Annotated in this window: 23 protein-coding genes and 1 other RNA gene; 11 read left to right on the forward strand and 13 right to left on the reverse strand. The window is 67.1% G+C overall.

From position 1 onward, the window contains the following. Positions 1-9: 9 nt before the first annotated feature. Positions 10-330 (forward strand): YbjQ family protein, encoded by a 321-nt coding sequence (locus ACWGL1_RS15365; protein ID WP_452112472.1) that lies wholly within the window; start codon positions 10-12, stop codon positions 328-330. Here ACWGL1_RS15365 and ACWGL1_RS15370 read toward each other — a convergent pair. After that, positions 327-749: a universal stress protein gene (locus tag ACWGL1_RS15370; protein WP_452112473.1), complete on the reverse strand. Its 423-nt coding sequence runs from the start codon at positions 747-749 to the stop codon at positions 327-329. The two genes, ACWGL1_RS15365 and ACWGL1_RS15370, sit on opposite strands and share 4 nt — an antisense overlap. Positions 750-760: 11 nt before the next feature. Beyond that, on the reverse strand, positions 761-1828 hold the full coding sequence (locus ACWGL1_RS15375) for an Mrp/NBP35 family ATP-binding protein (RefSeq protein WP_452112474.1): 1068 nt from the start codon (positions 1826-1828) through the stop codon (positions 761-763). A gap of 87 nt (positions 1829-1915) precedes the next feature. Here ACWGL1_RS15375 and miaA point away from each other — a divergent pair, with 87 nt between their 5' ends. Beyond that, positions 1916-2788 carry a tRNA (adenosine(37)-N6)-dimethylallyltransferase MiaA gene (gene miaA, locus ACWGL1_RS15380; protein WP_452112475.1) on the forward strand — a complete coding sequence of 291 codons (873 nt, stop codon included), beginning with the start codon at positions 1916-1918 and terminating at the stop codon, positions 2786-2788. Here miaA and ACWGL1_RS15385 read toward each other — a convergent pair. Next, complete coding sequence (locus ACWGL1_RS15385) at positions 2785-3900, reverse strand: sialidase family protein (protein ID WP_291775851.1); 1116 nt, start codon at positions 3898-3900, stop codon at positions 2785-2787. The two genes, miaA and ACWGL1_RS15385, sit on opposite strands and share 4 nt — an antisense overlap. Before the next feature lie 70 nt (positions 3901-3970). Here ACWGL1_RS15385 and ssrA point away from each other — a divergent pair. From ssrA to ACWGL1_RS15400, 3 genes are all read left to right on the forward strand, one after another. Continuing rightward, positions 3971-4338, forward strand: a transfer-messenger RNA (tmRNA) gene (gene ssrA, locus ACWGL1_RS15390). A gap of 102 nt (positions 4339-4440) precedes the next feature. Further along, the gene (locus ACWGL1_RS15395) at positions 4441-4938 is read left to right on the forward strand and encodes an SspB family protein (protein ID WP_046652932.1); all 498 of its coding nucleotides are present in this window, start codon (positions 4441-4443) and stop codon (positions 4936-4938) included. Positions 4939-5020: 82 nt separating this feature from the next. Beyond that, on the forward strand, positions 5021-5512 hold the full coding sequence (locus ACWGL1_RS15400; protein WP_452112476.1) for a hypothetical protein: 492 nt from the start codon (positions 5021-5023) through the stop codon (positions 5510-5512). A 61-nt stretch (positions 5513-5573) separates the two neighbouring features. On the opposite strand, the gene ACWGL1_RS15405 is transcribed toward ACWGL1_RS15400, so the two are convergent. After that, positions 5574-5924, reverse strand: coding sequence for a RusA family crossover junction endodeoxyribonuclease (locus ACWGL1_RS15405; protein WP_291775843.1), 351 nt, complete (start codon positions 5922-5924; stop codon positions 5574-5576). A gap of 105 nt (positions 5925-6029) precedes the next feature. Here ACWGL1_RS15405 and fumC point away from each other — a divergent pair, with 105 nt between their 5' ends. Further along, the gene (fumC, locus tag ACWGL1_RS15410) at positions 6030-7421 is read left to right on the forward strand and encodes a class II fumarate hydratase (RefSeq protein ID WP_452112477.1); all 1392 of its coding nucleotides are present in this window, start codon (positions 6030-6032) and stop codon (positions 7419-7421) included. A gap of 63 nt (positions 7422-7484) precedes the next feature. Here the strand turns inward: fumC and ACWGL1_RS15415 are convergent, their stop codons facing one another. Continuing rightward, positions 7485-7880: a YccF domain-containing protein gene (locus ACWGL1_RS15415; protein WP_200167394.1), complete on the reverse strand. Its 396-nt coding sequence runs from the start codon at positions 7878-7880 to the stop codon at positions 7485-7487. A gap of 93 nt (positions 7881-7973) precedes the next feature. Continuing rightward, complete coding sequence (locus tag ACWGL1_RS15420) at positions 7974-8207, reverse strand: DUF2171 domain-containing protein (RefSeq protein ID WP_291776148.1); 234 nt, start codon at positions 8205-8207, stop codon at positions 7974-7976. Between the two features lie 84 nt (positions 8208-8291). On the opposite strand from ACWGL1_RS15420, the gene ACWGL1_RS15425 reads away from it, so the two are divergent. Next, entirely contained in the window at positions 8292-8885 is a 594-nt protein-coding gene (locus ACWGL1_RS15425) for a glutathione S-transferase family protein (RefSeq protein WP_452112478.1), read from the forward strand. Then, positions 8885-9073: a DUF4169 family protein gene (locus ACWGL1_RS15430; protein ID WP_291775834.1), complete on the forward strand. Its 189-nt coding sequence runs from the start codon at positions 8885-8887 to the stop codon at positions 9071-9073. The genes ACWGL1_RS15425 and ACWGL1_RS15430 overlap by 1 nt, the downstream gene beginning before the upstream one ends. Here ACWGL1_RS15430 and ACWGL1_RS15435 read toward each other — a convergent pair. After that, entirely contained in the window at positions 9070-10374 is a 1305-nt protein-coding gene (locus tag ACWGL1_RS15435) for a diguanylate cyclase domain-containing protein (protein WP_452112479.1), read from the reverse strand. The genes ACWGL1_RS15430 and ACWGL1_RS15435 overlap by 4 nt on opposite strands. A gap of 178 nt (positions 10375-10552) precedes the next feature. On the opposite strand from ACWGL1_RS15435, the gene ACWGL1_RS15440 reads away from it, so the two are divergent. Next, the gene (locus ACWGL1_RS15440) at positions 10553-11482 is read left to right on the forward strand and encodes a YihY/virulence factor BrkB family protein (RefSeq protein WP_291775829.1); all 930 of its coding nucleotides are present in this window, start codon (positions 10553-10555) and stop codon (positions 11480-11482) included. On the opposite strand, the gene ACWGL1_RS15445 is transcribed toward ACWGL1_RS15440, so the two are convergent. Both ACWGL1_RS15445 and ACWGL1_RS15450 read right to left on the reverse strand, forming a co-directional pair. Then, positions 11448-11693 (reverse strand): sulfurtransferase TusA family protein, encoded by a 246-nt coding sequence (locus ACWGL1_RS15445; RefSeq protein ID WP_338575261.1) that lies wholly within the window; start codon positions 11691-11693, stop codon positions 11448-11450. The two genes, ACWGL1_RS15440 and ACWGL1_RS15445, sit on opposite strands and share 35 nt — an antisense overlap. Then, on the reverse strand, positions 11690-12184 hold the full coding sequence (locus tag ACWGL1_RS15450) for a CinA family protein (RefSeq protein ID WP_452112480.1): 495 nt from the start codon (positions 12182-12184) through the stop codon (positions 11690-11692). The genes ACWGL1_RS15445 and ACWGL1_RS15450 overlap by 4 nt, the downstream gene beginning before the upstream one ends. Before the next feature lie 73 nt (positions 12185-12257). Here ACWGL1_RS15450 and ACWGL1_RS15455 point away from each other — a divergent pair, with 73 nt between their 5' ends. Beyond that, positions 12258-14534: a spermidine synthase gene (locus ACWGL1_RS15455; protein WP_452112481.1), complete on the forward strand. Its 2277-nt coding sequence runs from the start codon at positions 12258-12260 to the stop codon at positions 14532-14534. Here the strand turns inward: ACWGL1_RS15455 and mfd are convergent. After that, positions 14531-17980: a transcription-repair coupling factor gene (gene mfd, locus ACWGL1_RS15460; protein ID WP_452112482.1), complete on the reverse strand. Its 3450-nt coding sequence runs from the start codon at positions 17978-17980 to the stop codon at positions 14531-14533. The genes ACWGL1_RS15455 and mfd overlap by 4 nt on opposite strands. After that, positions 17980-18309, reverse strand: a complete 330-nt coding sequence (locus ACWGL1_RS15465; RefSeq protein ID WP_253107869.1) for an FAD assembly factor SdhE — start codon at positions 18307-18309, stop codon at positions 17980-17982. Before ACWGL1_RS15465 ends, mfd begins: the two co-directional genes overlap by 1 nt. An 87-nt stretch (positions 18310-18396) precedes the next feature. On the opposite strand from ACWGL1_RS15465, the gene recG reads away from it, so the two are divergent. Continuing rightward, positions 18397-20487, forward strand: a complete 2091-nt coding sequence (gene recG, locus ACWGL1_RS15470) for an ATP-dependent DNA helicase RecG (RefSeq protein ID WP_452112483.1) — start codon at positions 18397-18399, stop codon at positions 20485-20487. A gap of 35 nt (positions 20488-20522) precedes the next feature. Here the strand turns inward: recG and ACWGL1_RS15475 are convergent, their stop codons facing one another. Then, positions 20523-21095, reverse strand: a complete 573-nt coding sequence (locus tag ACWGL1_RS15475; RefSeq protein ID WP_452112484.1) for a DUF2497 domain-containing protein — start codon at positions 21093-21095, stop codon at positions 20523-20525. Between the two features lie 162 nt (positions 21096-21257). Next, a complete protein-coding gene (locus tag ACWGL1_RS15480) occupies positions 21258-22832 on the reverse strand; it encodes a TolC family outer membrane protein (RefSeq protein ID WP_452112485.1) in 1575 nt (524 codons plus the stop codon). Positions 22833-22961: the final 129 nt, after the last annotated feature.

The raw sequence follows: 22961 nt of genomic DNA on the forward strand, positions 1-22961 counted from the left end.
GAGATTTCCATGATCGTCGCGACCACCAACGACTTGGCCGGCTACCATATCGTGCGCCAACTGGGCGTGGTGCGCGGCATCACCGTGCGTTCGCGCAACGTCATCTCCGACGCCATCGGCGGGGTGCAGTCGATGATCGGCGGCAAGGTCGGCGCCTATGTCAAACTGGCCGAGGCCGCCCGTCAGGAAGCCTATGACGACTTGATCGCCCATGCGCGCGAGATGGGCGCCAACGCCATCCTGGCCATGCGCTATGACGCCAACGAGATCATGCCCGGCGTGACTGAGGTTCTGGCGTACGGCACCGCCGTGGTGGTCGAACCCGCCTAGCGGGCGATGGTCACGCTGACGGGCGCGCGGGCGGCTACGGCCTTGGCCGTCGAGCCCATCAGCCAGTTGACCAGACCCTTGCGGTCTCCCGTACCCACGATGATGTGGTCCGCGCCCAGGGCGCCCGCCGCCGCGATCAGGGCGTCAGCGACGTCGTGTCCTTCCGTGGTCACCGCTTCAACCGCCTTGCAATGACGCCGCGCCTCGGCCATCGCGCGCATAAGGATGGCGTCCTGTTCCTCGGCCTTCCAGGCCCGGATGTCGGGATGGCCGCTGGCCGAACTGAGCGGATTGACCGCCACCAGGGCCAGCCTGGCGTCATTCGCCCTGGCCAGTCGCGCCGCCTGACGCACCGCCGTTTCAGCATGCGCGCTGCCGTCGATGCCGCAGACGATGACGGACTTTTCCTGTTCAGCCATGACGCCCTCCCTCAGAGGCCCAACGCCGCGGCGACCTGCGCGGCGATTTGATGGAAACGCTCGGACGCCGGGTGCTGCGGGTCAACGGCGACCAAAGGCCGCCCCGCGTCGCCCGCGCGACGCAACGCCCCGTCTAGCGGGAGGTCGCCCAGATAGGGCGCGCCAAGACGCCCGGCCTCAGCCTGGACGCCGCCGGTTCCAAACACCTCGCCGCTCATGTTCTCGATCAAGCCCAGGGTCGGCACGTCGACCTTGGCGAACAAGGTGTGCGCGCGGCGCGCGTCCGCCAGAGCGACTTCCTGTGGCGTCGAAACAATCACAGCCCCATCAAGCGGCGTCTTCTGGATCAACGTGAGTTGCACGTCGCCGGTGCCGGGCGGCAGGTCGACGACCAGAACGTCCAGCGGCTGCTCTTCCGTCCCCCAACGCGTCTGGGTCAGCATCTGAATGATGGCCTGAGACGCCATCGGCCCACGCCAGATCATGGCGTCCTCGGCCTTGGTCAACAGGCCGACCGACATGGCCTTCAATCCATGCGCCACATGCGGAACCATGGCGCCGTCTTCATAGGCGGGCTGCCCCGAGATCCCCAGCATCGTCGGCAGCGACGGCCCATAGACATCCGCATCCAGCACGCCGACCGACAGACCGCGAGCCGCCAGGGCCGCCGCCAGATTGACGGAGACCGTCGACTTGCCGACGCCGCCCTTGCCGCTGGCCACGGCCAGGACGCGCTTCACATGGGCGGGGCGATCGGTCGGGACCGGCGCCTTGGGCCGCCCCTGATCGGTCGCGGCCTTCGACAGACCCGCCGTGCGGCGGGGCGGCGCAGCCACGGCCTCGGCGGTCAGGACGACGGACACCCGCTCCACGCCCGGCAGGGCCTTCAGCACCGCCTCTGCCGCGTCACGGACGGGGGCGTAGAGCGCTGTCTCCTTGGCCGGAACCTCGAGTACGAAGCCCGCGCGGCCTTCAGCCACGACCAGTCCCTGCACCAGCCCGGCGGCCGCCAGTCCCTGCCCCGATTTCGGATCGGTGACGGCGTCGAGTGCGGCGAGGACGGCGGCGCGGTCGGTCACGATGGAGACTCCTTCATGGCCCGACGGACTTGCCGGACCGATGACGGGCGTTCTATCGCCCTAAGCGTCCGTTCGCGAGTTGATCCTTTGTCCCAGCCTCTCGTCACCCTGATCGCCGGCCCCACCGCTTCGGGCAAGTCGCGCCTGGCAATGGAGCGCGCGAGCGAAACGAACGCCGTCATCATCAACGCCGACAGCCAGCAACTCTACGCTGACCTGCGCGTGCTGAGCGCCCGCCCTTCGATAGAAGACGAGGCTGAAATCCCGCACCGCCTCTATGGCGTCGCCGACGCCGCTGACGCTTGGTCCGTCGGTCGTTGGAGCCGGGCGGTCATGGACGTGCTGGCCGAGCTGGCGGCTCAGGGTCGCTCCGCTCTGCTGGTTGGGGGCACGGGCCTCTACTTCAACGCTCTGACCAGGGGGCTGGCCGAAATTCCGCCGGTCCCGATCGAGATCCGCGACGCGGTTCAGGCCGAGTTCGACTGCGAGGGCGAGGCCCCCTTCCGCCGCCGGTTGGCCGAGATCGACCCCGCCGCTGAAGCTGCGATCTTTCCCGGCGACAGACAACGCCTCGTCCGGGCGCTGAGCGTGCATCGCGCCAGCGGCCGCGCGCTCAGCGTCTGGAAAGGAGAGACTCAGCCGCTGCTTCCCCCAGGCAGTTACGAGGCTGTCGTAATGGAGCCGCCGCGCGACCGCCTCTACGCTTCTTGCGACATGCGCGTGGATGCGATGATGGCGCATGGCGCGCTGGACGAGGTTCACGCCCTAACCGCCCGCAAACTGGACCCAGGCCTGCCCGCCATGAAGGCCGTCGGCGTACGCGAACTGGCGGCGCATCTGACGGGGGAGCTATCTCTGGACGACGCGGTGACAGCCGTGAAGCAGTCCACCCGCAACTACGCCAAGCGCCAGTTGACCTGGTTCCGCAACCAGACTCCCGGTTGGCGGCGCCTGACCTAGGTCAGCCGTAACGGGTCCAGGACCACATGCCGGATTCGGGTCCGATCATGGGTATAGGTGACATGGATCAGCCCGTCCGACGCCTGAAACACCGCCGGGTAGGCATAGCCATGCGGCAAAGGCTGGGTTTCCAGCGTCAAGACCTTTCGCCACGATAGACCGTCTTCCGAGAGGCCGACATTGAGAGGATAGCGCGGACCTCTCCCCGGCCGATCCGGGTCATGGGCGGCGTGGTTATAGATGATCACGTGGCGTCCATCCGCCAGGGTGGAAGCGTCCGTACCTGAATTGGGGTTGGGCAGATCGACCGCGCCGATGGGGCTCCATGTCCGCCCGCCATCATGCGACCAGCTGGCCGCCAAGGCTCCCTGACGCGCACGCGCCACGGCCTGTAGCGCGCCGTTTGGATGGACCAGGACGCTGGGCTGGATGGCGTCGATATTCAGGGGCGACGAGACCGGGTCGGTCAAAGCCCAGCTGCGCCCCTGATCCGTGCTGATTTCAAAATGGAGTCGCCAATCCGCCCCGGACGCCGAGCCCATGCCTTCGCCCGCCTCAGTGCTGGACGGCGAAAGCCAGGTTCCATCCGCCAGAATGATCGGCTTGTTCTTGATCGGCCCGAGAACGCCCTCCGGCAACCGGCGCGGCGGCGACCATGTGCGCCCGCCATCCGGTGACGTGATGACCATGCCCCACCAGGAAAACGGATCGGGTCCGACCTTGTAGAACAGGATCAGGTCGCCCTGCGGCGGCTGAAACAGGACTGGGTTCCAAGTGGGGTGACGCGTCCCGTCGTCCTGCACGCCGTCCGCCACGCGCGCGCCCTCGGTCCAGCGCCCTCCTTCAAGGCGAGCGAACCAGATGCAAACATCCGGATGCTTCTCATGCGTGCCTCCGAACCAGGCGGCCGCCATGACGCCGTCGGACGTCTCCACAATGGTTGAGGCGTGGCATTGCGGATAGGGCGCCTGCTCATAGATGAAGCCTGAACGGACAATGGCCGAGCCTTCCGTCTGGGCCTCCGCCTTAGCGGCGGTTACAGCCGCCAGGCCGCCGCCGACCCCGGCGGCGCCAAGCCCCAGCCCCAGTCGTCTGCGCGTGATATCGCCCATGCCGCATCTCCCCTCCGGTTTATGCTCCTGATATTGTCCACCGGTGTCAATCATTCCCGCCGCCGACTTCCCTCTTGGATGGGCGCTCGCAAGGACCTATATTGAACCTGCTCGGGTTCGCCCGAGCTATGGCGATAAACGCGCCTGTAATAAGCGGACCGGACCCGGGTGCGATTCCCGGCGGCTCCACCAACTTCTTCCCCGCGTTATCGGCGGAGGCAGCATGGGGCCGACTAGCATCGACGGACGTGTAAAGAGGATTGCTTTCGCTCGTCCTGGCCCACCGTATCGGGCCATTATCTAACTGCGAACGATAACTTCGCTGGAGAAGTCCGCCTCGCCGCGTAATGCGGTTCGGTTGATTTCGAACTTAAACTCCTAGGGGTTCAGATCCTTAGGCGGGGCCTGTCGGGAGCCTGGCAACAGAATCCCGGCGCTTCATCCCGACATCGAAATTCCTGTGCCGACGGCGACTCTTGTGTCTTCCGTCGCTCGCCCTGGACGGGTAACAGTCGCGTGTTCCCCTTTTCTGAGGCGCCGATGACGGATCAAACTCCCCCTGTCGACGAGATGCATTACGAGCAACTCGCCCAGGACGCCCTGCGCGGCGTGATCCGCCTTGCGCTGGAGCGCGCGGCCGAGCCTGAGGGCATTCCCGGCGCCCACCACTTCTACATCACCTTCAAGACCCGCGGGGCCGGCGTCAGCGTTCCGCCGGACGTTCTGGCCAAATACCCGGATGAGATGACGGTGGTGCTGCAGCACCAGTATTGGGATTTGGCGGTCGAGCCTGACCTGTTCTCGGTGATGCTGAAGTTCGGCGGCGCGCCCAAGGTGCTGACCGTTCCCTATAGCGCCGTGGTCCGCTTCTACGACCCCAGCGTGCAATTCCTGCTGCAGTTCGACGAACCGGAAATCGTCGAGGCCGAGATCGCGCCCCTGTCGCCGCCCGCGCGGGACCCGGACGCCGCCCCGCCTCCGCCCTCGGACGACGATGGGCCGAAGGTCGTGTCCCTGGATCAATTCCGCAAAAAATAACGCCGCCTCGTTTGAGGAGGCGCAACCTTTGTCGGCGGGCAAGCATTGCCGTGACCTCCCCTATCCAAGCGAGGTCGTTGTGATGCGCCTGTCTCTCATATCCGTCGCCGTCGCCGCTCTGACGCTAGCCGCCTGCAACCAGCCGGAAGCGACGCCGCCCGCCGAGACGCCCGCCGCCCCGGTCGAAATCGCCCCCGCGCCGACCGACGCCGCCGTATCGGACTGGAGCGCCCTGAACGCCCAGGTCGGAAAATATCCGAACGAGACCAAACTGCTGGAAGACAGCGCGATCACAGCCGACCTGAAGACGCTGCTGGGCGCCAAATTCGACGTTCTGGCCGCCAACATGCAGACCCAGGCGCCGCTACAGAAGGACGGCCCCGTCCTGTTCACCTCTGGCAACAAACAGCATGAGGGCGGCGTCAACGCGGCCTATCTGCTGATCGACCCGGCGGCCAAGGCGCTGGAAGTCGGCCTGTGGGAAGGCGGCAAGCTGACGACCTACAAGACCCCCGGCTCGAACATCGCCAAGCCGAAGGACGTCCAGACGATGATTTCGAACGCAGAGAGCTGATCCGTCTCATCTGATCCGAGTTCCCAGATAGGGGTCGCGCCCAGCGCGGCCCCTATTTTCGTCACCCTCTGGGAAATACGCGAATAGTGATCCTCTCGCGCTCGCCCTCGCGGCGCTCGACCAGCAGGCGGGCGACCTGGCTGTCGTCGTGAAACAGATAGCCCTTGATGGCGTCCAGCAGGGCCTTGGCGAGGTTGTCCAGGTCCATCCACGGCGGATCGCCGACGTGCTCCATCACGATCTCGACGACGTAATCGCCCCACGATGGTCGCGACGTCCATTCCTTGCGCATGAACTCATAGACCAGCGGCTTGTAGTATTTGGCCTGGGTGGTCAGGCCGTCGATGGTGATCTCGACCGCCTCGCCCTGCTCGCGCGCCCTGACCTTTCCGGTTCCGATCCAGCCGTCCACGCGCCGTCCGCCTTTCGTGATCAGCGGCTCGCCTTGCTCCGCCGCGCCTGCGTGCTACACCGCCCGGCATCTTCCCGCCACGCCTGAGAGACGAGTCCCGCGCACATGAGCAAAGTTCGTATCGAAACCGACACCTTCGGCCCCATCGAGGTCGCCGCTGATCGCTACTGGGGCGCGCAAGCTCAACGCTCGCTCGGAAACTTCAAGATCGGTTGGGAGAAGCAGCCTCTGCCGGTCGTGCGCGCCCTGGGCATCGTCAAGCGCGCCGCCGCCGAGACCAACCGCGACCTGGGCAAGCTGGACCCCAAGCTGGCCGACGCCATCATCGCCGCCGCCAATGAAGTGATCGAGGGCAAGCTGAACGACCACTTCCCGCTGGTCGTCTGGCAGACCGGTTCGGGCACCCAGTCGAACATGAACGCCAATGAGGTCATCTCGAACCGCGCCATCGAGATGCTGGGCGGCGAGATGGGCTCCAAGAAGCCCGTCCACCCCAACGACCACGTCAACATGAGCCAGTCGTCGAACGACACCTATCCGACGGCCATGCACGTCGCCTGCGCCGAGCAGGTGGTCAACGACCTGATCCCGGCGCTGAAGCACCTGCACGCTGCGCTGGACGCCAAGGCAAAGGCCTGGGCACACATCATCAAGATCGGCCGCACCCACACCCAGGACGCCACGCCCCTGACGCTGGGCCAGGAGTTCGGCGGTTATGCTCACCAGGTCGCCATGGGCATCGAGCGTATCGAGCTGACCCTGCCGCGCCTGATGGAGCTGGCGCAGGGCGGCACCGCCGTCGGCACCGGTCTGAACGCCCCGATCGGCTTTGCCGAGAAGGTCGCGGCACAGATCGCGGGCATCACCGGCCTGCCCTTCACCACGGCGCCGAACAAATTCGAGGCCCTGGCCGCCCACGACGCCATGGTCTTCACCCACGGCGCGATCAACACGGTCGCCGCATCGCTGTTCAAGATCGCCAACGACATCCGCTTCCTGGGCTCGGGCCCGCGCGCGGGTCTGGGCGAGCTGTCGCTGCCGGAAAACGAGCCGGGCTCGTCCATCATGCCGGGCAAGGTCAACCCGACCCAGAGCGAAGCCCTGACCCAGGTCTGCGCCCAGGTGTTCGGCAACAACGCCGCCCTGTCGTTCGCCGGTTCGCAGGGCCACTTCGAACTGAACGTCTACAATCCGGTGATGGCCTACAACTTCCTGCAGTCGGTCCGCCTGGTCGCCGATGCGGCCATCAGCTTCACCGACAACTGCGTCGTCGGCATCGAGCCGCGCGAGGACAACATCAAGCACGGCCTGGAAAACAGCCTGATGCTGGTCACCGCCCTGAACGCCAAGCTGGGCTATGACACCTGCGCCAAGATCGCCAAGACGGCGCACAAGAACGGCACGACCCTGCGCCAGGAGGCCGTCGGCGGCGGTTATCTGACCGACGCCGAGTTCGACGAATACGTCCGTCCCGAGAAGATGATCGCGCCGCAGTAAGCCACGCGCATCATCAGAGATGAAGACGCCGGCCCGGTTCGTCCCGGCCGGCGTTTTTCATGCTCAGCCCTTGTCCCGGATGGTCCGCCCCACCGGCGCCAGCGACAGTTTGGCCAGTTCGACATTCTTCAGGGCGAAGGGAATGCCGATCAGGCTGACGAACTGCGGCACGGCGATCAGGATATGCGCCAAGGCGATGTACCAGCCCGCCAGCACCAGCCAGATCACGTTCAGCCCGACGCCCAGGCAGCCTGCGCCCAGATCGGCCGGGTTCGGATCGCGCCAGACGATCTCTCGTCCGAACGGCCAGAAGGAATAGCTGGCGATCCGCCACGCCGAAAAAGCCCACGGCAGGCCAACTACGGTCAACGCCAACAGCAGCCCGCCGAACAACCAGGCCAAACCTGAGGCGAAGCCGCCCAGGAAGAACCACAGCAGGTTCAGGATCAGTCGGATCAAATCAGTCGCCCCTTTGCGTTGCGCTCCCCTTCATATGGCGAAAGGCCCCGCTGATTGCAGCGGGGCCTGGGATGAAATCGCGGTAAGGCGACGCTAGTGCTTCTCGGTCCAGCGCGCCTTGGCTTCGTCCTTGCTCAGGCTCAAATGGACATGTTCGTCCACGCGAGACACCCAGCTGACCGGAATCATGTGGTGCTTGAGGCCTGAACCCAGGTCCAGCTTGGCGAGCTCGATCTGGTCGCCCATCACGTGATCGACACGGCCGACATGGGCGCCGTCGGAACCGACGACTTCCTGATGTTCCTTGATCATCGAGGCGTTTATCATGGTCTTCTCCATGGCTGTGCGGGACCTCATGAGAACGAGCCCGCCGGTCATGAGTTCATCGCAAGGCCGTCCACGGAGTTCACAATGTCGATGATCGTCCACCACGCGCCGCAATCCCGCTCGACGCGTCTTCTGTGGCTGCTGGAAGAGCTGGGCGCCGACTACCGCGTCCATTACGTCGACATCCTGCGACGCGACGGCCAGGGACGAACCGACCCCGCCAATCCGCATCCGCTGAAACAGGCTCCGGCGCTCGAGGTCGACGGTCAGGTGCTGATCGAATCGGTGCTGATCTTCCTCTTCCTGACCGATCGGCATGGCGAGGCGGGACTGGCGCCGGGGCCGACCGATCCATGCCGGGCCGAGTATCTGTCGTGGCTGGGCCTTTACAACAATGTGCTTGAGACCGTGCTCACGTCCGGCCCTCCCGACGGCTGGAGCCAGACGCAGCAGGCCGCCTATGCCGAACTGGACCGGCGCTGGCGTACGGCGATCCAGGACGGCGGCTTCATCCTGGGCGACTTCTCCGCCCTCGACATTCTGTTCGGCAGCCTGCTGCAATGGTTCCGCGCCGCCATGCCCGCGGGCGAGCCCTATGACGCCTATGTCCAGCGCATCGGCGCCCGTCCGGCGCTGAAGCGCGCCTGGGCCAAGGACAGCCCGGACGGGCATGTCTGATGGGCGAGATCGTCAACCTGAACAAGGCGCGCAAGGCCCGCGACAAGGCCGCGGCCAAGCGCACGGCCGAAGCCAACCGCCTGACCTTCGGCCGCACACGCGCGGAACGCGACGCGACCAAGGCTGAACGCGAACGCGCTTCCGCCATGCTGGACGGCCACAAGCTCGAAGACGAGACGGACGCCTAGGCCGCCAGGACCTGGATCGAAGCGCGCTCCAGCAAGGCCGCCGGCGACTCGCCCGGCGTCATCTCGGCCACGCCGACGTCCAGTTCGACCACGAAGGGCGAGCGGTTCGTCCCCGCGTCAAAGGCTGTGCAGGCGATCACCGCCGCGATCCGCTCCGCCGTCAGGCGCGCCGCCGCATGGTCGGTCGCCGGTAGGGCCAGGGCGAACGTCTCCGATGACAGGCGTGCGGCCGTATCCTCCACGCGCACCAGTCGCGAAACCATGGCGCCGATCTGAGGCATGGCCCGCTCCAGCCAACCGCCCTTCCGCACGGCCGCCATCGTCTCATTGTCCGGCACGCGCAGGACGCAGACCGACAGGCGACGATTTCGCACGCCCGCGCCCTTGGCAATCCGGGCCAGATGCGCGGCGAACAGGTCGCGGCTGAACAGACCGGTCTCCGGGTCCATCAAGTCAGACCCGCGTATGGCGTCCAGGGCGCGCCTCAACCCCTGCCGCCGGCGATGATTGCGCGCCAGGGCCAGCACCCGCTCGGCGGCCTCCTCTTCCGATGTCTCGGCGGCGGCGACGTCTGCAAAGCCTCTTTCGAACAGGTCGATCAGATCCGGCTCGCCCTCATCCCGCAGATAGAGGGTCAGGGGGATGTGATAGAGGCGCGTGTTACGGCGCATACCGGCCGCGATCGACAGCGCAGGGGCATGGTCCCGATCGCCCCAGAGCACGGCGGCGTCAAAGGCCCTCTCATGGAGATAATCAAAGGCCGTATAGGGGGTCGGCGCCGCCACCGCCTCGGCGCCGGCCGCCGCCAGAGCGTTCGACAAGGCCAGAAAGCGGCGGTCGGCCGCCCCCGCGGTCAGCACCTGCATCGGCCTGTCGTTCATGGCCGGTTCCGGCAGATCGACTCCCTGCGCCGCAAAGGTGGCCCGGCGCAGCATGAACTCTTCTTCGGCCACGGCGGCCCGCGTCATCTGCTCCAGTCGCAACGCCATCTGCAACGGATGAGGATCTGTGGAGACCACGAGGTCGCACGCGTCCGCCACGTCCTCCGAGGCGGCGCCCAGGCCCAGGATCGACAGATAGCGCGGAGCGGCGGCGCGGCGCAGTTGCTTCAGGCCGCCTTCGGGGACGCTTCCCAGCTGGACCACGGCCGCGTCGACGGGCAGGTCCGACACCGCCAGAAGCGCAGCGTCGAGCGAGCGCGCGGTGACAGTGCGCCAGCCCAATCGGTCCATGTCCTCGCAGAGGGAGCCCAGCTGATCGTCGGCGTCGGCGACGACCAGAACGCGCGGATCAGATTCCAAACATTGTCTCCTTGGCCTGGCCGGTTCGCCCCCGCGACCGCGCCAGACGCCGCCATGATACCGGCGCCGACGAGGCCCGCAATGGGCAAGGTCGATCATCCAATGACGACATTGGGACTTCTCACTGCATGGCGAATGGGGTTAATCCGCCCCCTTCTTTGACGATCGAGACTGCGGATTGACCTTTTCCACGCCGATCACGGCCCAACCCCGACTCTGGCTGCGCCTGACGACCCGGGCCTTCAGCCGCAGTTGGGGACGCGATGTCATGCTCTATACGGGCGGCGTGTCCTTCTTCGCCCTGCTGGCGCTCTTCCCGGCCATCGCCATCCTGATCGGCTTCTACAAGGCGGTCCTGACCATCGGTCAGGTCAGCGAGCAGGCCGCCGCCCTGGCTGACGTCATCCCCTCGGCGGCGCGCACCCTGTTCCTGAACGAGATCGACCGTTTGGCGAACGCCTCGGCGCGCACGGTCTCGGCCCAGAGCGCCATCGCCCTGGTGATCGGCGCCTATGCGGCGCATCGGGGGTTCAAGGCCTTGCTGGCCGGACTGAACCTGATTCATGACGAGACGAACCCGCTCGGCTTCTTCAAGTTCAACATGCTGGCCTTCCTGGTCGCCCTGGCGGCCTTCGTGCTGTTCACCATCGTATCCGGCGCCGTCGTGACCTCGCGCCTGATGGAGCACGCCTATGTGGATCAGCCGGCCGGTTGGCTGGCCTTGCCCCTGGACGGCATTTGGCCCGCGCTCGGCCTGTGGCTGGGGCTGACCATGCTGTATCGCTACGCCATGGCGCACGCCAAGCGCGTCGCGTGGAAGGCGGCGATCATCGGCGGTCTGGTCGCCACGGTCATGTCCAGCTTCTTCTCGTGGCTGTGCACCATCTACGTCGAGCAGATCGTCCACCTGGGCGCGACCTACGGATCGGTCGGCGCCGTCGTGGTTTTGCTGATCTGGCTGTCATGGAACGTCAACGCCGTCTTCTACGGCGGCGCCTTCGCCACGGAGCTCGAGATCGAGTGGGAAAGGAACGCAACCCCGCCCGAGCCGGTCGCCCTGCCCGACACGGTCGTCAACCTGTCCGAGCGGCGCCAGTCTCGACAGTAAAGCTCAGGACGCCGTCCGCCTCGTCGATCTGAACCACGCGGCCGCCCAGTTCCTGCATCAGGAAGGGCACGTCGATCCGCGCCATGGCGTCCGTGGCCAGCAGAATCAGTCGGGAGCCCGGCGCCTGGCCCTCCAGCGCCTTGCGCAGGCGCAGGCTGGGAACCGGGCATTTGTGGCCGCGCGCATCAACGGTGGTCGTGATCATGCTCATGCCGGAATGGCGTCCAGCAGAAGCCCCAGAGCGGTCCGCACGCTTTCCAGCCGGACCGCGTCACGTCCTATGTCGCCGAAGCGTTTCTCGACATGCGCCGTGCGCCCGTCCGGGCCGTGAGCCGCGAAATGCACCAGGCCCACCGGCTTCTGCGGCGATCCCCCGCCCGGTCCGGCGATCCCCGTCACCGAGACCGTGATGGAAGCCCGCGAACGCGCCGCCGCGCCCTCGGCCATGGCGCGCGCCGTCGGCTCGGACACGGCCCCGAAGCGCTCCAGCACCTCTTCCGGCACGCCCAGCATCTCGACCTTCGCTTCATTGCTGTAGGTGACAAAGCCGCGATCCAGCACGGCCGAGGAGCCGGCGATCGCCGTCAGCGCGCCCGAGATCAGGCCGCCGGTGCAGCTCTCGGCCGTGGCGATCAGCAGGCCCGCCCCTTCCGCCCGACGGATCACGGTCTGGGCGGTCGCCTCGATGTCCTGCGGCAACATGGGAATTCGCTCCATCCTCGAGTCGTCATAGCCTCGTCGAACGGAATCAGCCGCCCGACGCCGAAAGCTGCGAATGACCGAACACATCCTGTCTCCGGCGCATCGCAGGATCGATGCGATAACACCTGCGGCCTTCGCCGTCGCCGTCTTCACCTCGGCCAGTCTGGTTTTCGTCGTCCAGCCGATGACGACGAAACTGGTGCTGCCCCTGCTGGGCGGCTCGCCATCGGTGTGGAACACCGCCATGGTCTTCTTCCAGGCGGCCTTGCTGGCGGGCTATCTCTACGCGCACCTGCTGCAGCGCATCCCCTCGATCCGGCTCCAGGCGACGATCCATCTGAGCCTGCTGGCGGCCGCCGCCCTGTTTCTGCCCCTGAGCATCACCCAGGTGCTGGGCGATCCCGACCCGTCCGCTCCCATCGGCTGGCTGCTCGGCGCGCTGGCGTTGTCCGTCGGCGCGCCTTTCGCCGTGCTCTCGGCCACGGCGCCTCTGCTACAGGCTTGGTATGCGCGAGTCCGCGCAGGGCGGCCCGACGGGGCCAACCCCTATGTCCTCTACGCCGCCTCCAACCTGGGCAGCTTTCTGGCGCTTCTGGCCTATCCGGCCCTGATCGAGCCGCTCGCCTCGCTGTCAGGGCAAAGATGGGGCTGGACGGTCGGCTATGGCGTCTTCGCCGCCATTCTGGTGGGGCTGCTGACGCTCATGCCGCGCACCGGCGGCGTCATTCAGGCCCGTCCGACCAAGGAGCGCAGCTCGCCCATTCCCTGGCGTCGCAAGGCGGTGCTGGTGCTGCTGGCGGCGGCGCCGTCCAGCCTGATGCTGGGCGTCACCACTCATCTTTCAACCGACGTAGCCTCTGCGCCCTTCCTCTGGGTGGCGCCCCTGGCGCTCTATCTTCTGACCTTCGTCATCGCCTTTCAGGCCAAGCCCTGGATTCCCCTATCCGTCACCTTGCTGGCCCAGGCGACCTTCACCGTCATGATCGCCGCCCTGGTCGGCATGACGACCGGCCAGTGGCTGACCCTGCTGGGGCTGCATCTGTTGGGCTTCTTCTTCACCGCCCTGATGTGCCATCAGCAGATGGCGGCCCGGCGCCCAGCCCCGGACCGGCTGACGGAATTCTACCTTCTGCTGTCGCTGGGCGGCGTCCTGGGCGGCGCCTTCACCGCCCTGATCGCGCCGGTCGTGTTCGAGATGGTGCTGGAGTATCCGCTGGTCATGGTGCTGGTGTGCCTGGCCCGGCCCTGGCTCGGCGACCGCCCGACCAAACGGACAGTCTGGCTGATGACAGCGGGACTGATGCTCGCCGCCTTCGTGCCCCTGCTGTTCGAGATGCTGCGTTACGATCCGCCGCTGAGAGCGGCCTTCAGCGACTTCGGCCTGACCACAACGGCTCAGATCATCCTGGGCGTCGCCGCGCTTTGCGCCTTCCTGATCCGGGACCGAGCGTTGATGTTCACGGCCGTCGTCGCCGCCATGACCCTCTCGGCCCACTACATCGGGCGCGGCTATGACTGGAGCCTGACCGAACGCAGCTTCTTCGGCGTCATGCGCGTGGCGGCCACGGCCGATCCCAAGATGGGAGGCGACATTCATGTGCTGATGCACGGCACAACCCTGCACGGCGCCCAGGCGCGCAATCCTGATTTCGCCTGCGCCCCGACCATGTACTATGCGCAGACCACACCTCTCGGTCAGGCGGCGGAGCTGATCCAGGCGCGCGGTCCAGGCGCCGTGATCGGCATCGTGGGACAGGGATCAGGCGCCATGGCGGCCTACAAGCGTGCCTCGGACCAGATGAGCTTCTTCGAGATCGACCCCATGGTCGATCGCCTGTCGCGCGATCCCAAGTGGTTCACCTTCATCTCGGATTGCGCCGACGGTCCGATCCGCACCGTTCTGGGTGATGCGCGGCTGACGCTGAACCGGGAGGCTCCCGGTTCTTATGACCTGTTGGTGATCGACGCCTTCTCTTCCGACGCCGTACCGACCCATCTGCTCACCCGTGAAGCGATCGAGGGCTATCTCAAGCTGCTCAAGCCCACGGGCGCGGTCGTGCTCCACCTGTCCAACCGCAATCTGGACATCACCCTGCCCGCCGTCGCCGCCGCGCGCGAACTGGGCGCGGCCGAACTGCATCAGGTGTATATCGAACACCCCGAAGCGGCCCTGATGGCCGAAGCTTCGACCGAAGCCCTGGTCATCTCGCCTACGGCCGAAGGACTGGCCGACTTCAGAGCCGACGGACGCTGGCGCAAGCTGGCGCCGACGGAGGTGCGGCCCTGGACCGACGACTACGTCAACCTGTTCGGCGCCGTGATGCGAAGCATGCAGGCGCGAGCCGGCTAGGCCGCGCCCGCCACCCGCGCCAGATCGGCCGTAATCCGCTCGGCGACCTTCAGGCGGTCGTCGGGCGTCGGCCAATCGCCCTTCACGACGATCTTCTGGTCCGGCCGAATCTTCCAGAAGGCGTGGTTCTTCTGGATCAGGCCCACCAGCCCCATCGGGTTGGGGAAGGTGTTGTTGCGCAGGGTCAGCACCGCGCCCTTAGGCCCGATGTCGATCTTTTCGATCATGGCGGTGCGGCAGTTGGCCTTGATCCCGACGATCCGCAGAAGCTGCTGCGCCTCGTCCGGCAGCGGGCCGAACCGGTCGATCAGTTCGGCGGCCATGGCCTCGCGGTCCTCCATCTTCTCGGCGTCGGACAGGCGACGATACAGGCTCAGGCGCACGTTCAGGTCCGGGACGTAATCCTCTGGAATCAATACGGCCGCGCCGACATTGATCGAGGGCGACCAGCCGCGATCCGGCGCCGCCTCGCCCTGCTCGCGCAGTTCCGCGACGGCGTCCTCCAGCATCTGCTGATACAGTTCGACGCCGACCTCGCGAATGTGGCCCGACTGTTCGTCGCCCAGCAGGTTGCCGCCGCCGCGCTGATCCAGATCGTGGCTCGCCAGCTGGAACCCCGCGCCCAGATTATCCAGCGACTGGAGCACCTGCAGACGCCGCTCGGCCGACAGGCTCAGCGGCTTGATCGGATCGGTCGTCAGATAGGCGAAGGCCCGTGCCTTGGAGCGGCCGATCCGGCCTCTGATCTGGTGAAGCTGGGCCAAGCCGAACATGTCCGCGCGGTGCACGACCAGGGTGTTGGCCGTCGGAATGTCGATGCCGCTTTCGACGATGGTGGTCGAGACCAGCACGTCATATTCGCCGTCATAGAAGGCGCTCATCACCGCTTCCAGCTGGGTCGGGCTCATCTGGCCGTGGCCGACGACGAACTTCACCTCGGGCACCTGTTCGCGCAGGAACCGCTCGATGTCGGGCAAATCCTTCAGGCGCGGGGCAACGTAATAGGCCTGACCGCCGCGATATTTCTCGCGCAGCAGGGCCTCGCGCACCAGCACCGGATCCCACGGCGTGACATAGGTCCGCACCGCCAGACGGTCGACCGGCGGCGTGGCGATGATCGACATCTCGCGGATGCCCGACAGCGCCATCTGCAGCGTGCGCGGGATCGGCGTCGCCGTCAGCGTCAGCAGGTGAACATCGGCCCGCAGGGACTTCAGCTTCTCCTTGTGCTTGACGCCAAAGTGCTGCTCCTCGTCGACGATGACGAGGCCCAGATCCTTGAAGCCGACCTGATCGGCCAGCACCGCATGGGTGCCGACGACGATTTCGAAACTACCGTCCTTCAGGCCAGCGCGTGTCTCGTTTGCGTCCTTGGCCGTGACCATGCGCGACAGGTGGCGCACCTTGATCGGCCAGCCGGCGAAGCGCTCGCTGAAGGTCTTAAAGTGCTGGCGCGCCAGCAGGGTCGTCGGGCAGACGATGGCGACCTGTTGGCCCGTCATGGCCACGACGAAGGCGGCGCGCAAGGCGACTTCCGTCTTGCCGAAGCCGACGTCGCCGCAGATCAGGCGATCCATCGGCGTGCCCTTGCCCAGGTCCTCCAGCACGTCGCCGATGGCGTTCAGCTGATCGTCCGTTTCCTCATAGGGGAAGCGGGCGCAGAACTCGTCGAACAGGCCCGCGGGCGGCACGATGGCGTCGGACACCCGCAGCGCCCGCTTGGCGGCCAGGGCGATCAGCCCTTCGGCCATGGCCCGCAGACGCTCCTTGGCCTTGGCCTTGCGCGCCTGCCAGCCCGCGCCGCCCAGACGGTCCAGCTGAACTCCCTCTGCGTCCGTGCCGTAGCGCGTCAGAAGATCAATGTTTTCAACTGGCAGGTAGAGTTTGCTCTCACCCGCGTAGAGGAGTTCGAGACAGTCGTGCGGCGCCTCCTGGATCTCCAGCGTCCGCAGCCCCTCATAACGGCCGATGCCGTGATCCAGGTGAACGACCAGATCGCCCGCCGTCAGGGCGGACGCCTCAGCCAGGAAGTTGGACGCCCGCCGCTTGCGCTTAGGCCGCGCCAAACGGTCGCCCAGAATGTCGGTCTCGGAGATGACGGCCAGATCATCGGTGGCGAAGCCATGCTCCACCGGCAACACCGCGCGCAGATAGATTCCTTCCGGCGCGCCGCGCACATCGTCCCAGTCCCGCACCGCCACGACGTGCGTCAGACCGTGATCGCCCAGCATGGCCGCCAGACGTTCGGCCGAGCCTTCGGACCATGACGCGAACAGGACGCGCTTGCCCTGCCCCTTCAGCGCCTCGGCGTGTTGGGCCACGGCCGCGAACAGATTGACGCTGTCCTGCGACCGCTCGGCGGCGAAACTGCGGCCTAGACGGCCGCCCGCGTCCTCGCCCGAACCGGCGGCCAGCGGAGACAGACGGCGCACGGCGCGACCGGCCAAGGCGCTGTTCCAGTCGCCGTCGTCCAGATAGAGCCGTGCTGGCGGCAGGGCGCGATAGGCCGCCCCGCCCTTGCCGCGCGCCGCCTCCTTGCGCGCCTCATAGGCATCAACGGTCAGGTTCCAGCGTTCCGCACGCGCCTGTTCCGTCTGGCTGTCGAGAAAGACCGGCGACGTGTCCGGCAGATAATCGAACAGCGTGTCCAGTCGGTCGTAGAATAGCGGCAGCCAGTGTTCGACGCCCTGACGGCGCGCGCCCTCGCTGACGGCGGCGTACATCGGCTCGTCGCCCGGCGCGCCGAACAGGTTCAGATAGCCGCTGCGGAAGCGCGAGATGGCGTCCGCGTCCAGCAGGACTTCCGACACCGGCGAGAGAGAAACCGCCTTCAACTGGCGCGTCGAGCGCTGGGTCTCGGGATCGAAGGCGCGGATCGATTCCAGCTCCGAGCCGAACATGTCGAGCCGCACCGGCTCGTCGAACCCCGGCGGGAAGACGTCGATCACCCCGCCGCGGATGGCGTATTCGCCACGTTCCGACACGGTGGATGCGCGCACATAGCCGTTGGCCGCAACGTAACGTTCCAGAGCGGTCGTATCGAGATCAGCGCCGACCTTGGCCGCAAACCCGGCCCCAGTGACGGCGCTGCGCGGCGGCGTGCGCTGGGCGGCGGCCGCGACCGTGGCGACCACCAGCAGCGGCGTCCTGTCCGCCGGATCGCGCGTCGCCAGCCGGGTCAGGGTCGCCATGCGCTGGGCGGCGACCGAAGCCGTCGGGCTCAGCCGGTCGTAGGGCAGACAGTCCCACGACGGATATTCAAGAACTTCAACATCCTTGGCGAAGAAGCGGAAGGCTTGAATAAAGTTTCCCGAGCGCTGATAGTCACGCGCCACGAACAGGACGACTCCGCCCTGCGCCCTGATGCGGTCAGCGACGATCAGGGCGTCCAGCCCCTCCGGCGCGCCGCCCAGCTCCATGTCGGTCCGCGCCAGCGCCGCGTCCATCAGCCGATGCCCTTGGCCACTTCGGCGGCGACATGGGCGCGCATGAAGGCGCGGATACGAGCCATCATCGGCCCCTCGAATTCGGGCGGGGTCGGTTCGCGCTCGATGATCCAGGCGTAGAGATACTGGTCCTCTTCGTCCAGCAGGCGCTCGAACTCGGTCAGTTCATCGTCGTTCAGCGTCGGCGCGACCTGATCGGCAAACGGCCCCAGCACCATGTCCGCCTCGCGAAAGCCCCGGCGCCAGGCGCGGAAGGCGATGCGGCCCAGGCGCGTCTTGCGATCGTCAGAGTTCAGGGCGTCTTCGGGACGTGCGTCGATATCGGCCACGCGGTTTCCTTGCCTGTCCGTTCATTTCGGTAAGAGGCGGATCAGATAGCGTTCCAGACGCCGCTGCGCCAGCTATGCTGCGTCATCATGAGGCCCGAGATTCTCTTTCCCCTGTTCGCGGACGTCACCACGCTGAAAGGCGTGGGCCCGCGCAGCGCGCCCCTGGTGCAGAAGGTGGCGGGTTCGCTGGTGCGCGACGTGCTGTTCCTGTCGCCCAGCGGCGTGATCCAGCGCCGCCGGACCACGGCGATGGAGGCCGTCGACGGCGAGATCGGCGTCTTCGAGGTGACGATCGACCGCCTGATCCCGCCGCACAAACACGGCGCGCCGATCAAGGTGCGGGCCATCGACGAGACGGGCTTCATCCACCTGATCTGGTTCGCCGGATCGCCGCGCCATATCGAGAGCCTGGCTCCGCGTGGATCGCGGCGGCTGGTGACCGGCAAGGTCGAGCGCTTCAACAGCGAAGTCCAGATCGCCCACCCCGACTACATCCTGCCCGTCGAGAAGGCGGACGAGATTCCGCTGTCAGAGCCCGTCTATCCGGCGACGCAGGGGCTGACATCGCGGCAGATCCGCAAGCTGGCGCAGGGCGCGCTGGCCCTAGCGCCCGTACTGCCCGAATGGCAGGAGCCGAACTGGCTGGCGGCGCGGCGTTGGGTCGGCTGGCGCGCAGCGCTGGAGGCCCTGCACGCGCCCGCGAACGAAGCCGACCTCGCGCCTGACACGCCGGTGCGCCAGCGCCTGGCCTATGACGAACTGTTCGCGCATCAACTGGCTCTGGCGCGCCGTCGCCGCGCTCGCCAGATCACGCCCGCCGCCCGCATCGCACCGGGCGAGGCGTCGGCGCGGATGCTGGCCGCCCTGCCCTTCGCCCTGACCGGCGCGCAGCAACAGGCCATTGCCGAAATCCGCGCCGATCTGACCTCGGGCGAGCAGATGGGACGGCTGCTGCAAGGCGACGTCGGCGCGGGCAAGACGGCGGTCGCCGCGCTGGCCCTGGCTGATGCGGCCTCCAGCGGCTTTCAGGCCGCCCTGATGGCGCCGACCGAGATTCTGGCGCGCCAACACCATGACAAGCTGTCACCCCTGCTGGATCAGGCGGGCGTGTCCAGCCTGCTGCTGACCGGGCGCGACACTGCGGCCGAACGGCGCGGCAAGCTGGCGGCTCTGGCGTCGGGCGAAGCTCAGGTCGCCATCGGCACCCACGCCCTGTTCCAGGACGCCGTGCAGTTCCACCGGCTGGCTCTGGCCGTCATCGACGAACAACACCGCTTCGGCGTGCGCGAGCGCCAGCGCTTGCAGGCCAAGGGCGATCCGGCTCTGGGCGGCGTCCACCTGCTGACCATGTCGGCCACGCCGATTCCGCGCACGCTGGAGCTGACCCAATATGGCGAGCTGGAAGTCAGCCGCCTGATGGAGAAACCGCCGGGCCGCACGCCCGTCACCACGGCCGTCCTGCCGCTGGCGCGCATCGGCGAGGTGGCGAAGCGTCTGAAGGCGGCGGTCGAGGCTGGCGCTCAGGCCTATTGGATCTGTCCTCTGGTGGCGGAATCCGAAGCCATCGACCTGGCCGCCGCCGAGGATCGGGCCGAAGACCTGCGCAAGCTGCTGGGAACCGAGGTCGGTCTCGCTCACGGCCAGATGCCGGGCGCTGAGCGCGAGGCGGTGATGGCCGAGTTCGCGGCAGGCCGCCTGCCCGTTCTGGTCGCCACGACCGTGGTCGAAGTCGGTGTGGACGTGCCGAACGCCTCCATCATGGTGATCGAACACGCCGACCGCTTCGGTCTGGCCCAGCTTCACCAGTTGCGCGGGCGCGTGGGGCGCGGCGCCAAGGCCAGTTCCTGCATCCTGCTGTATGGCGGCGAGGACGGCGCCCTGGGCGAGACGGCGAAGGAGCGGCTGGAGACCCTGCGCCGCACCGAGGACGGCTTCGTCATCGCCGAAGAGGACTTCCGTCTGCGCGGCGGCGGCGACCCGCTGGGCCTGAAGCAGAGCGGCTTCCCGGCCTATCGCTTCGCCGATCCGATCCGTCATCGGTCGCTGCTGCTGGCGGCGGCGGACGATGCGCGCCTGCTGCTGGGCCGCGATCCCGACCTGACCAGCGAGCGCGGCCAGGCCGTGCGCCTGCTGGAAGCCCTGTTCGACTGGAAAAACGAACGCCCCTCAGCGGACTGAGGGGCGTCGTAAATCTCGGCGATGTCCTGAAGCGATCAGCCTGCGTTGCGGGCGATGCGTTCGACTTCCTTGCGGACCTGCGCCTCGACGATGGCGGGCAGGTTGGCGTCCAGCCAATCCTTCAGCATCGGGCGCAGCATTTCTCGGACCATGGCTTCGACCGTATTGCCGCTCATGAAGTTCATGTCGGCGGCCGAAGCGATCGGCGCAGGTTCAGGCTTCTGGAAGCTGGCGGCCAGACCGGCGAAGGCCGAAGCGGCGCTGGCGGCGGCGGTTTCGCCGACCAGGGTTTCGACCTCTGCCGCAGCGACTACGGGCTGCGGCGCGGCTGGCGCGGCCTCGGTCGGGAACGGCGCGGCGTCCGCCACATCCAGATCGCCGATGGCTTCGGCGGCCGGCGCCTCATAGGGTTCGATCAGTTCCAGCACTTCGTCCTCAACCGGAGCGGGCTCCGGCTCGGTGACGACGGGCTCGGGCTCCGGCGCCGGCTCGGGCGTCGCCTCCGCCGCCGGGGCGGTTTCGACCGGAGCGTCGTCTTCAGAGATGATCCGGCGAATCGACGCCAGAATCTCTTCCATCGTCGGTTCCTGGGCGGCTTGTTCGGTCATGTCGGAACCTCAACCTGGGTCGCTCGAACGGGGACGATCGCCAACCGATGCGGACTAGGGCAGGCGACGATGGGGACCGAGCCGCAAGACTCGCCTCCCCCTTCGAATCCTGTCGTCGCATCAACGCCCGTCGGAATCAACGGACGTTTTGTCGTTCGACCTTCAGCCCTGGGGAGCAGTGCGAACCACTTCGCCCTTCAGCTGGCGGTCGACCGGGGCGTCCTCGACATCGACGGCGGGCGTCGTCGCCGGGGCGGCGATGCGGTCGATGGCTTCGATCACGCCGTCCCAGGGCAAGGCGCCGCGGTTCCGCACGGCGCGATAATTGTCCGACGGGTCATAGGCGTCGATCGTCGGGTCCAGGTTGGGGCCGCCCAGACGGCCCATGGCTGCCAGAAGCTGGGCCTGAGCGACATATTCATTGCGACGCGCGCTGGTCAGGGCGACCTCCGCGTTCCGCAGCTCCAGTTCCTGGTTCAGCACGTCCAGGGTGGTGCGCAGGCCCACCTGGGCTTCCTGACGCACGCCCTCGGCGGCCACCGAGGCGGCGCGCACCGCCTGTTCGCCCGCCAGGACGCTGGAACGCGCCGAAGCGCTCTGAGCATAGGCTGAACTGACCGACTGCAGCACCGCACGACGCTCGCCCTCGACATTGATCTGGGCGGCGTTGGCGCGTTCCAGCGCCTGGGCCACCCGCGAACGGTTCAGGCCGCCCGTGAACAGCGGCACGGACACTGTGGCCCCGGCCGTAAAGCTGGTGCGGTCGCCCAGGTCGAAGCCCGACAGGTCATTGGCCGTCCCGCCATAGGAGGCGTTCAGGCGCGCCGAAGGCAGATATTCCGACCTCGCCGCGGCAACATTGGCCTCAGCCGCGCGCTGGGCATGGATGGCGGACAGTACGCCGGGATTCTCGGCCAGTCCGACGTCCATCGCGCCGTCAAAGTCGGTCGGCAGACCCGGCAGCATCGGCAGAGTCTGCAGATTGGACGGCGCCTGTCCCACAACGGCGGCATAGGCCGCGCGCGAAACCGACAGCTGCGCCTGAGCGCTGGCCAGGTCGGATTCGGATTGCGCCAGACGCGCTTCGGACTGGGCGACGTCGGTGCGAGTGATCTCGCCGACCTCGAAACGGGCGTTCGATTCGTCCAGTTGCCGCCGGAGGACCGCCAGGTTCTCCTGACGGATACGCAGGATCTCAAGATCGCGGGTGACGTCGGCATAGGCCTGGATGACCGACACCATCACCTGTTGCTCGACGTCGCGCAGGTTCTCGCGGCCCGCCAGGACATTGGCCTCGGCGGCGGAAATGCCGTGCGATACGCGGCCAGCGGTCCAGATGTTCTGGCTCAGGCTGACGCTGGCGGTGGCGCCGTCGCTTTCGATCGTGCCGCCCGTGGTGCTGCTGCTGCCCGGCAGCGTGCCGGTCGCATCGGGCACGCCGTCGCCGTCGGTGTCGATGGGAAAGGTCTGACCGGGGATCGTCGTGGTGACGCGATCACTGCGCGTGCGGCTGTAGTCGACGCCCGCCGAAGCATTGATCGTCGGACGCAGACCGGCGCGAGCCTGGACGATGCTCTCGTCGAGGGCGCGTTGGTTCGCCCGCTGCGCCAGCAGGGTCGGATTGGTGCGATAGGCAAGGCCGATGGCTTCCTGCAGCGACTCGGCAAGGACCGACGTCGCCCCCATCGTCAATGCGACCAGTGCGACCGAAGCGAGCGCGCGCGAGCATTTCAACATGAACCTGTCCCTGCCTGACGCCCCCATCCGGCGCGCCTGTACTGCCTTGTACCGGCGTAGTTGGGGGCTATGCGCCCCCGACGCCAGTTAAGTTTTTTTCACGCAGCGCGACGCCCCTTCCGTCGCACC

The sequence above is a fragment of the Brevundimonas sp. NPDC055812 genome, assembly GCF_053616535.1.

Coding starts and splice junctions, on each gene's coding strand:
- ACWGL1_RS15395 (WP_046652932.1), top strand. CDS start 4,441: ATGACGGATCAAACTCCCCCTGTCGACGAGATGCATTACGAGCAACTC.
- ACWGL1_RS15475 (WP_452112484.1), bottom strand. CDS start 21,095: ATGACCGAACAAGCCGCCCAGGAACCGACGATGGAAGAGATTCTGGCG.
- ACWGL1_RS15365 (WP_452112472.1), top strand. CDS start 10: ATGATCGTCGCGACCACCAACGACTTGGCCGGCTACCATATCGTGCGC.
- ACWGL1_RS15370 (WP_452112473.1), bottom strand. CDS start 749: ATGGCTGAACAGGAAAAGTCCGTCATCGTCTGCGGCATCGACGGCAGC.
- mfd (WP_452112482.1), bottom strand. CDS start 17,980: ATGGACGCGGCGCTGGCGCGGACCGACATGGAGCTGGGCGGCGCGCCG.
- ACWGL1_RS15450 (WP_452112480.1), bottom strand. CDS start 12,184: ATGTTGCCGCAGGACATCGAGGCGACCGCCCAGACCGTGATCCGTCGG.
- ACWGL1_RS15455 (WP_452112481.1), top strand. CDS start 12,258: ATGACCGAACACATCCTGTCTCCGGCGCATCGCAGGATCGATGCGATA.
- ACWGL1_RS15385 (WP_291775851.1), bottom strand. CDS start 3,900: ATGGGCGATATCACGCGCAGACGACTGGGGCTGGGGCTTGGCGCCGCC.
- fumC (WP_452112477.1), top strand. CDS start 6,030: ATGAGCAAAGTTCGTATCGAAACCGACACCTTCGGCCCCATCGAGGTC.
- ACWGL1_RS15400 (WP_452112476.1), top strand. CDS start 5,021: ATGCGCCTGTCTCTCATATCCGTCGCCGTCGCCGCTCTGACGCTAGCC.
- ACWGL1_RS15430 (WP_291775834.1), top strand. CDS start 8,885: ATGGGCGAGATCGTCAACCTGAACAAGGCGCGCAAGGCCCGCGACAAG.
- ACWGL1_RS15425 (WP_452112478.1), top strand. CDS start 8,292: ATGTCGATGATCGTCCACCACGCGCCGCAATCCCGCTCGACGCGTCTT.
- ACWGL1_RS15420 (WP_291776148.1), bottom strand. CDS start 8,207: ATGATAAACGCCTCGATGATCAAGGAACATCAGGAAGTCGTCGGTTCC.
- ACWGL1_RS15445 (WP_338575261.1), bottom strand. CDS start 11,693: ATGAGCATGATCACGACCACCGTTGATGCGCGCGGCCACAAATGCCCG.
- recG (WP_452112483.1), top strand. CDS start 18,397: ATGAGGCCCGAGATTCTCTTTCCCCTGTTCGCGGACGTCACCACGCTG.
- ACWGL1_RS15480 (WP_452112485.1), bottom strand. CDS start 22,832: ATGTTGAAATGCTCGCGCGCGCTCGCTTCGGTCGCACTGGTCGCATTG.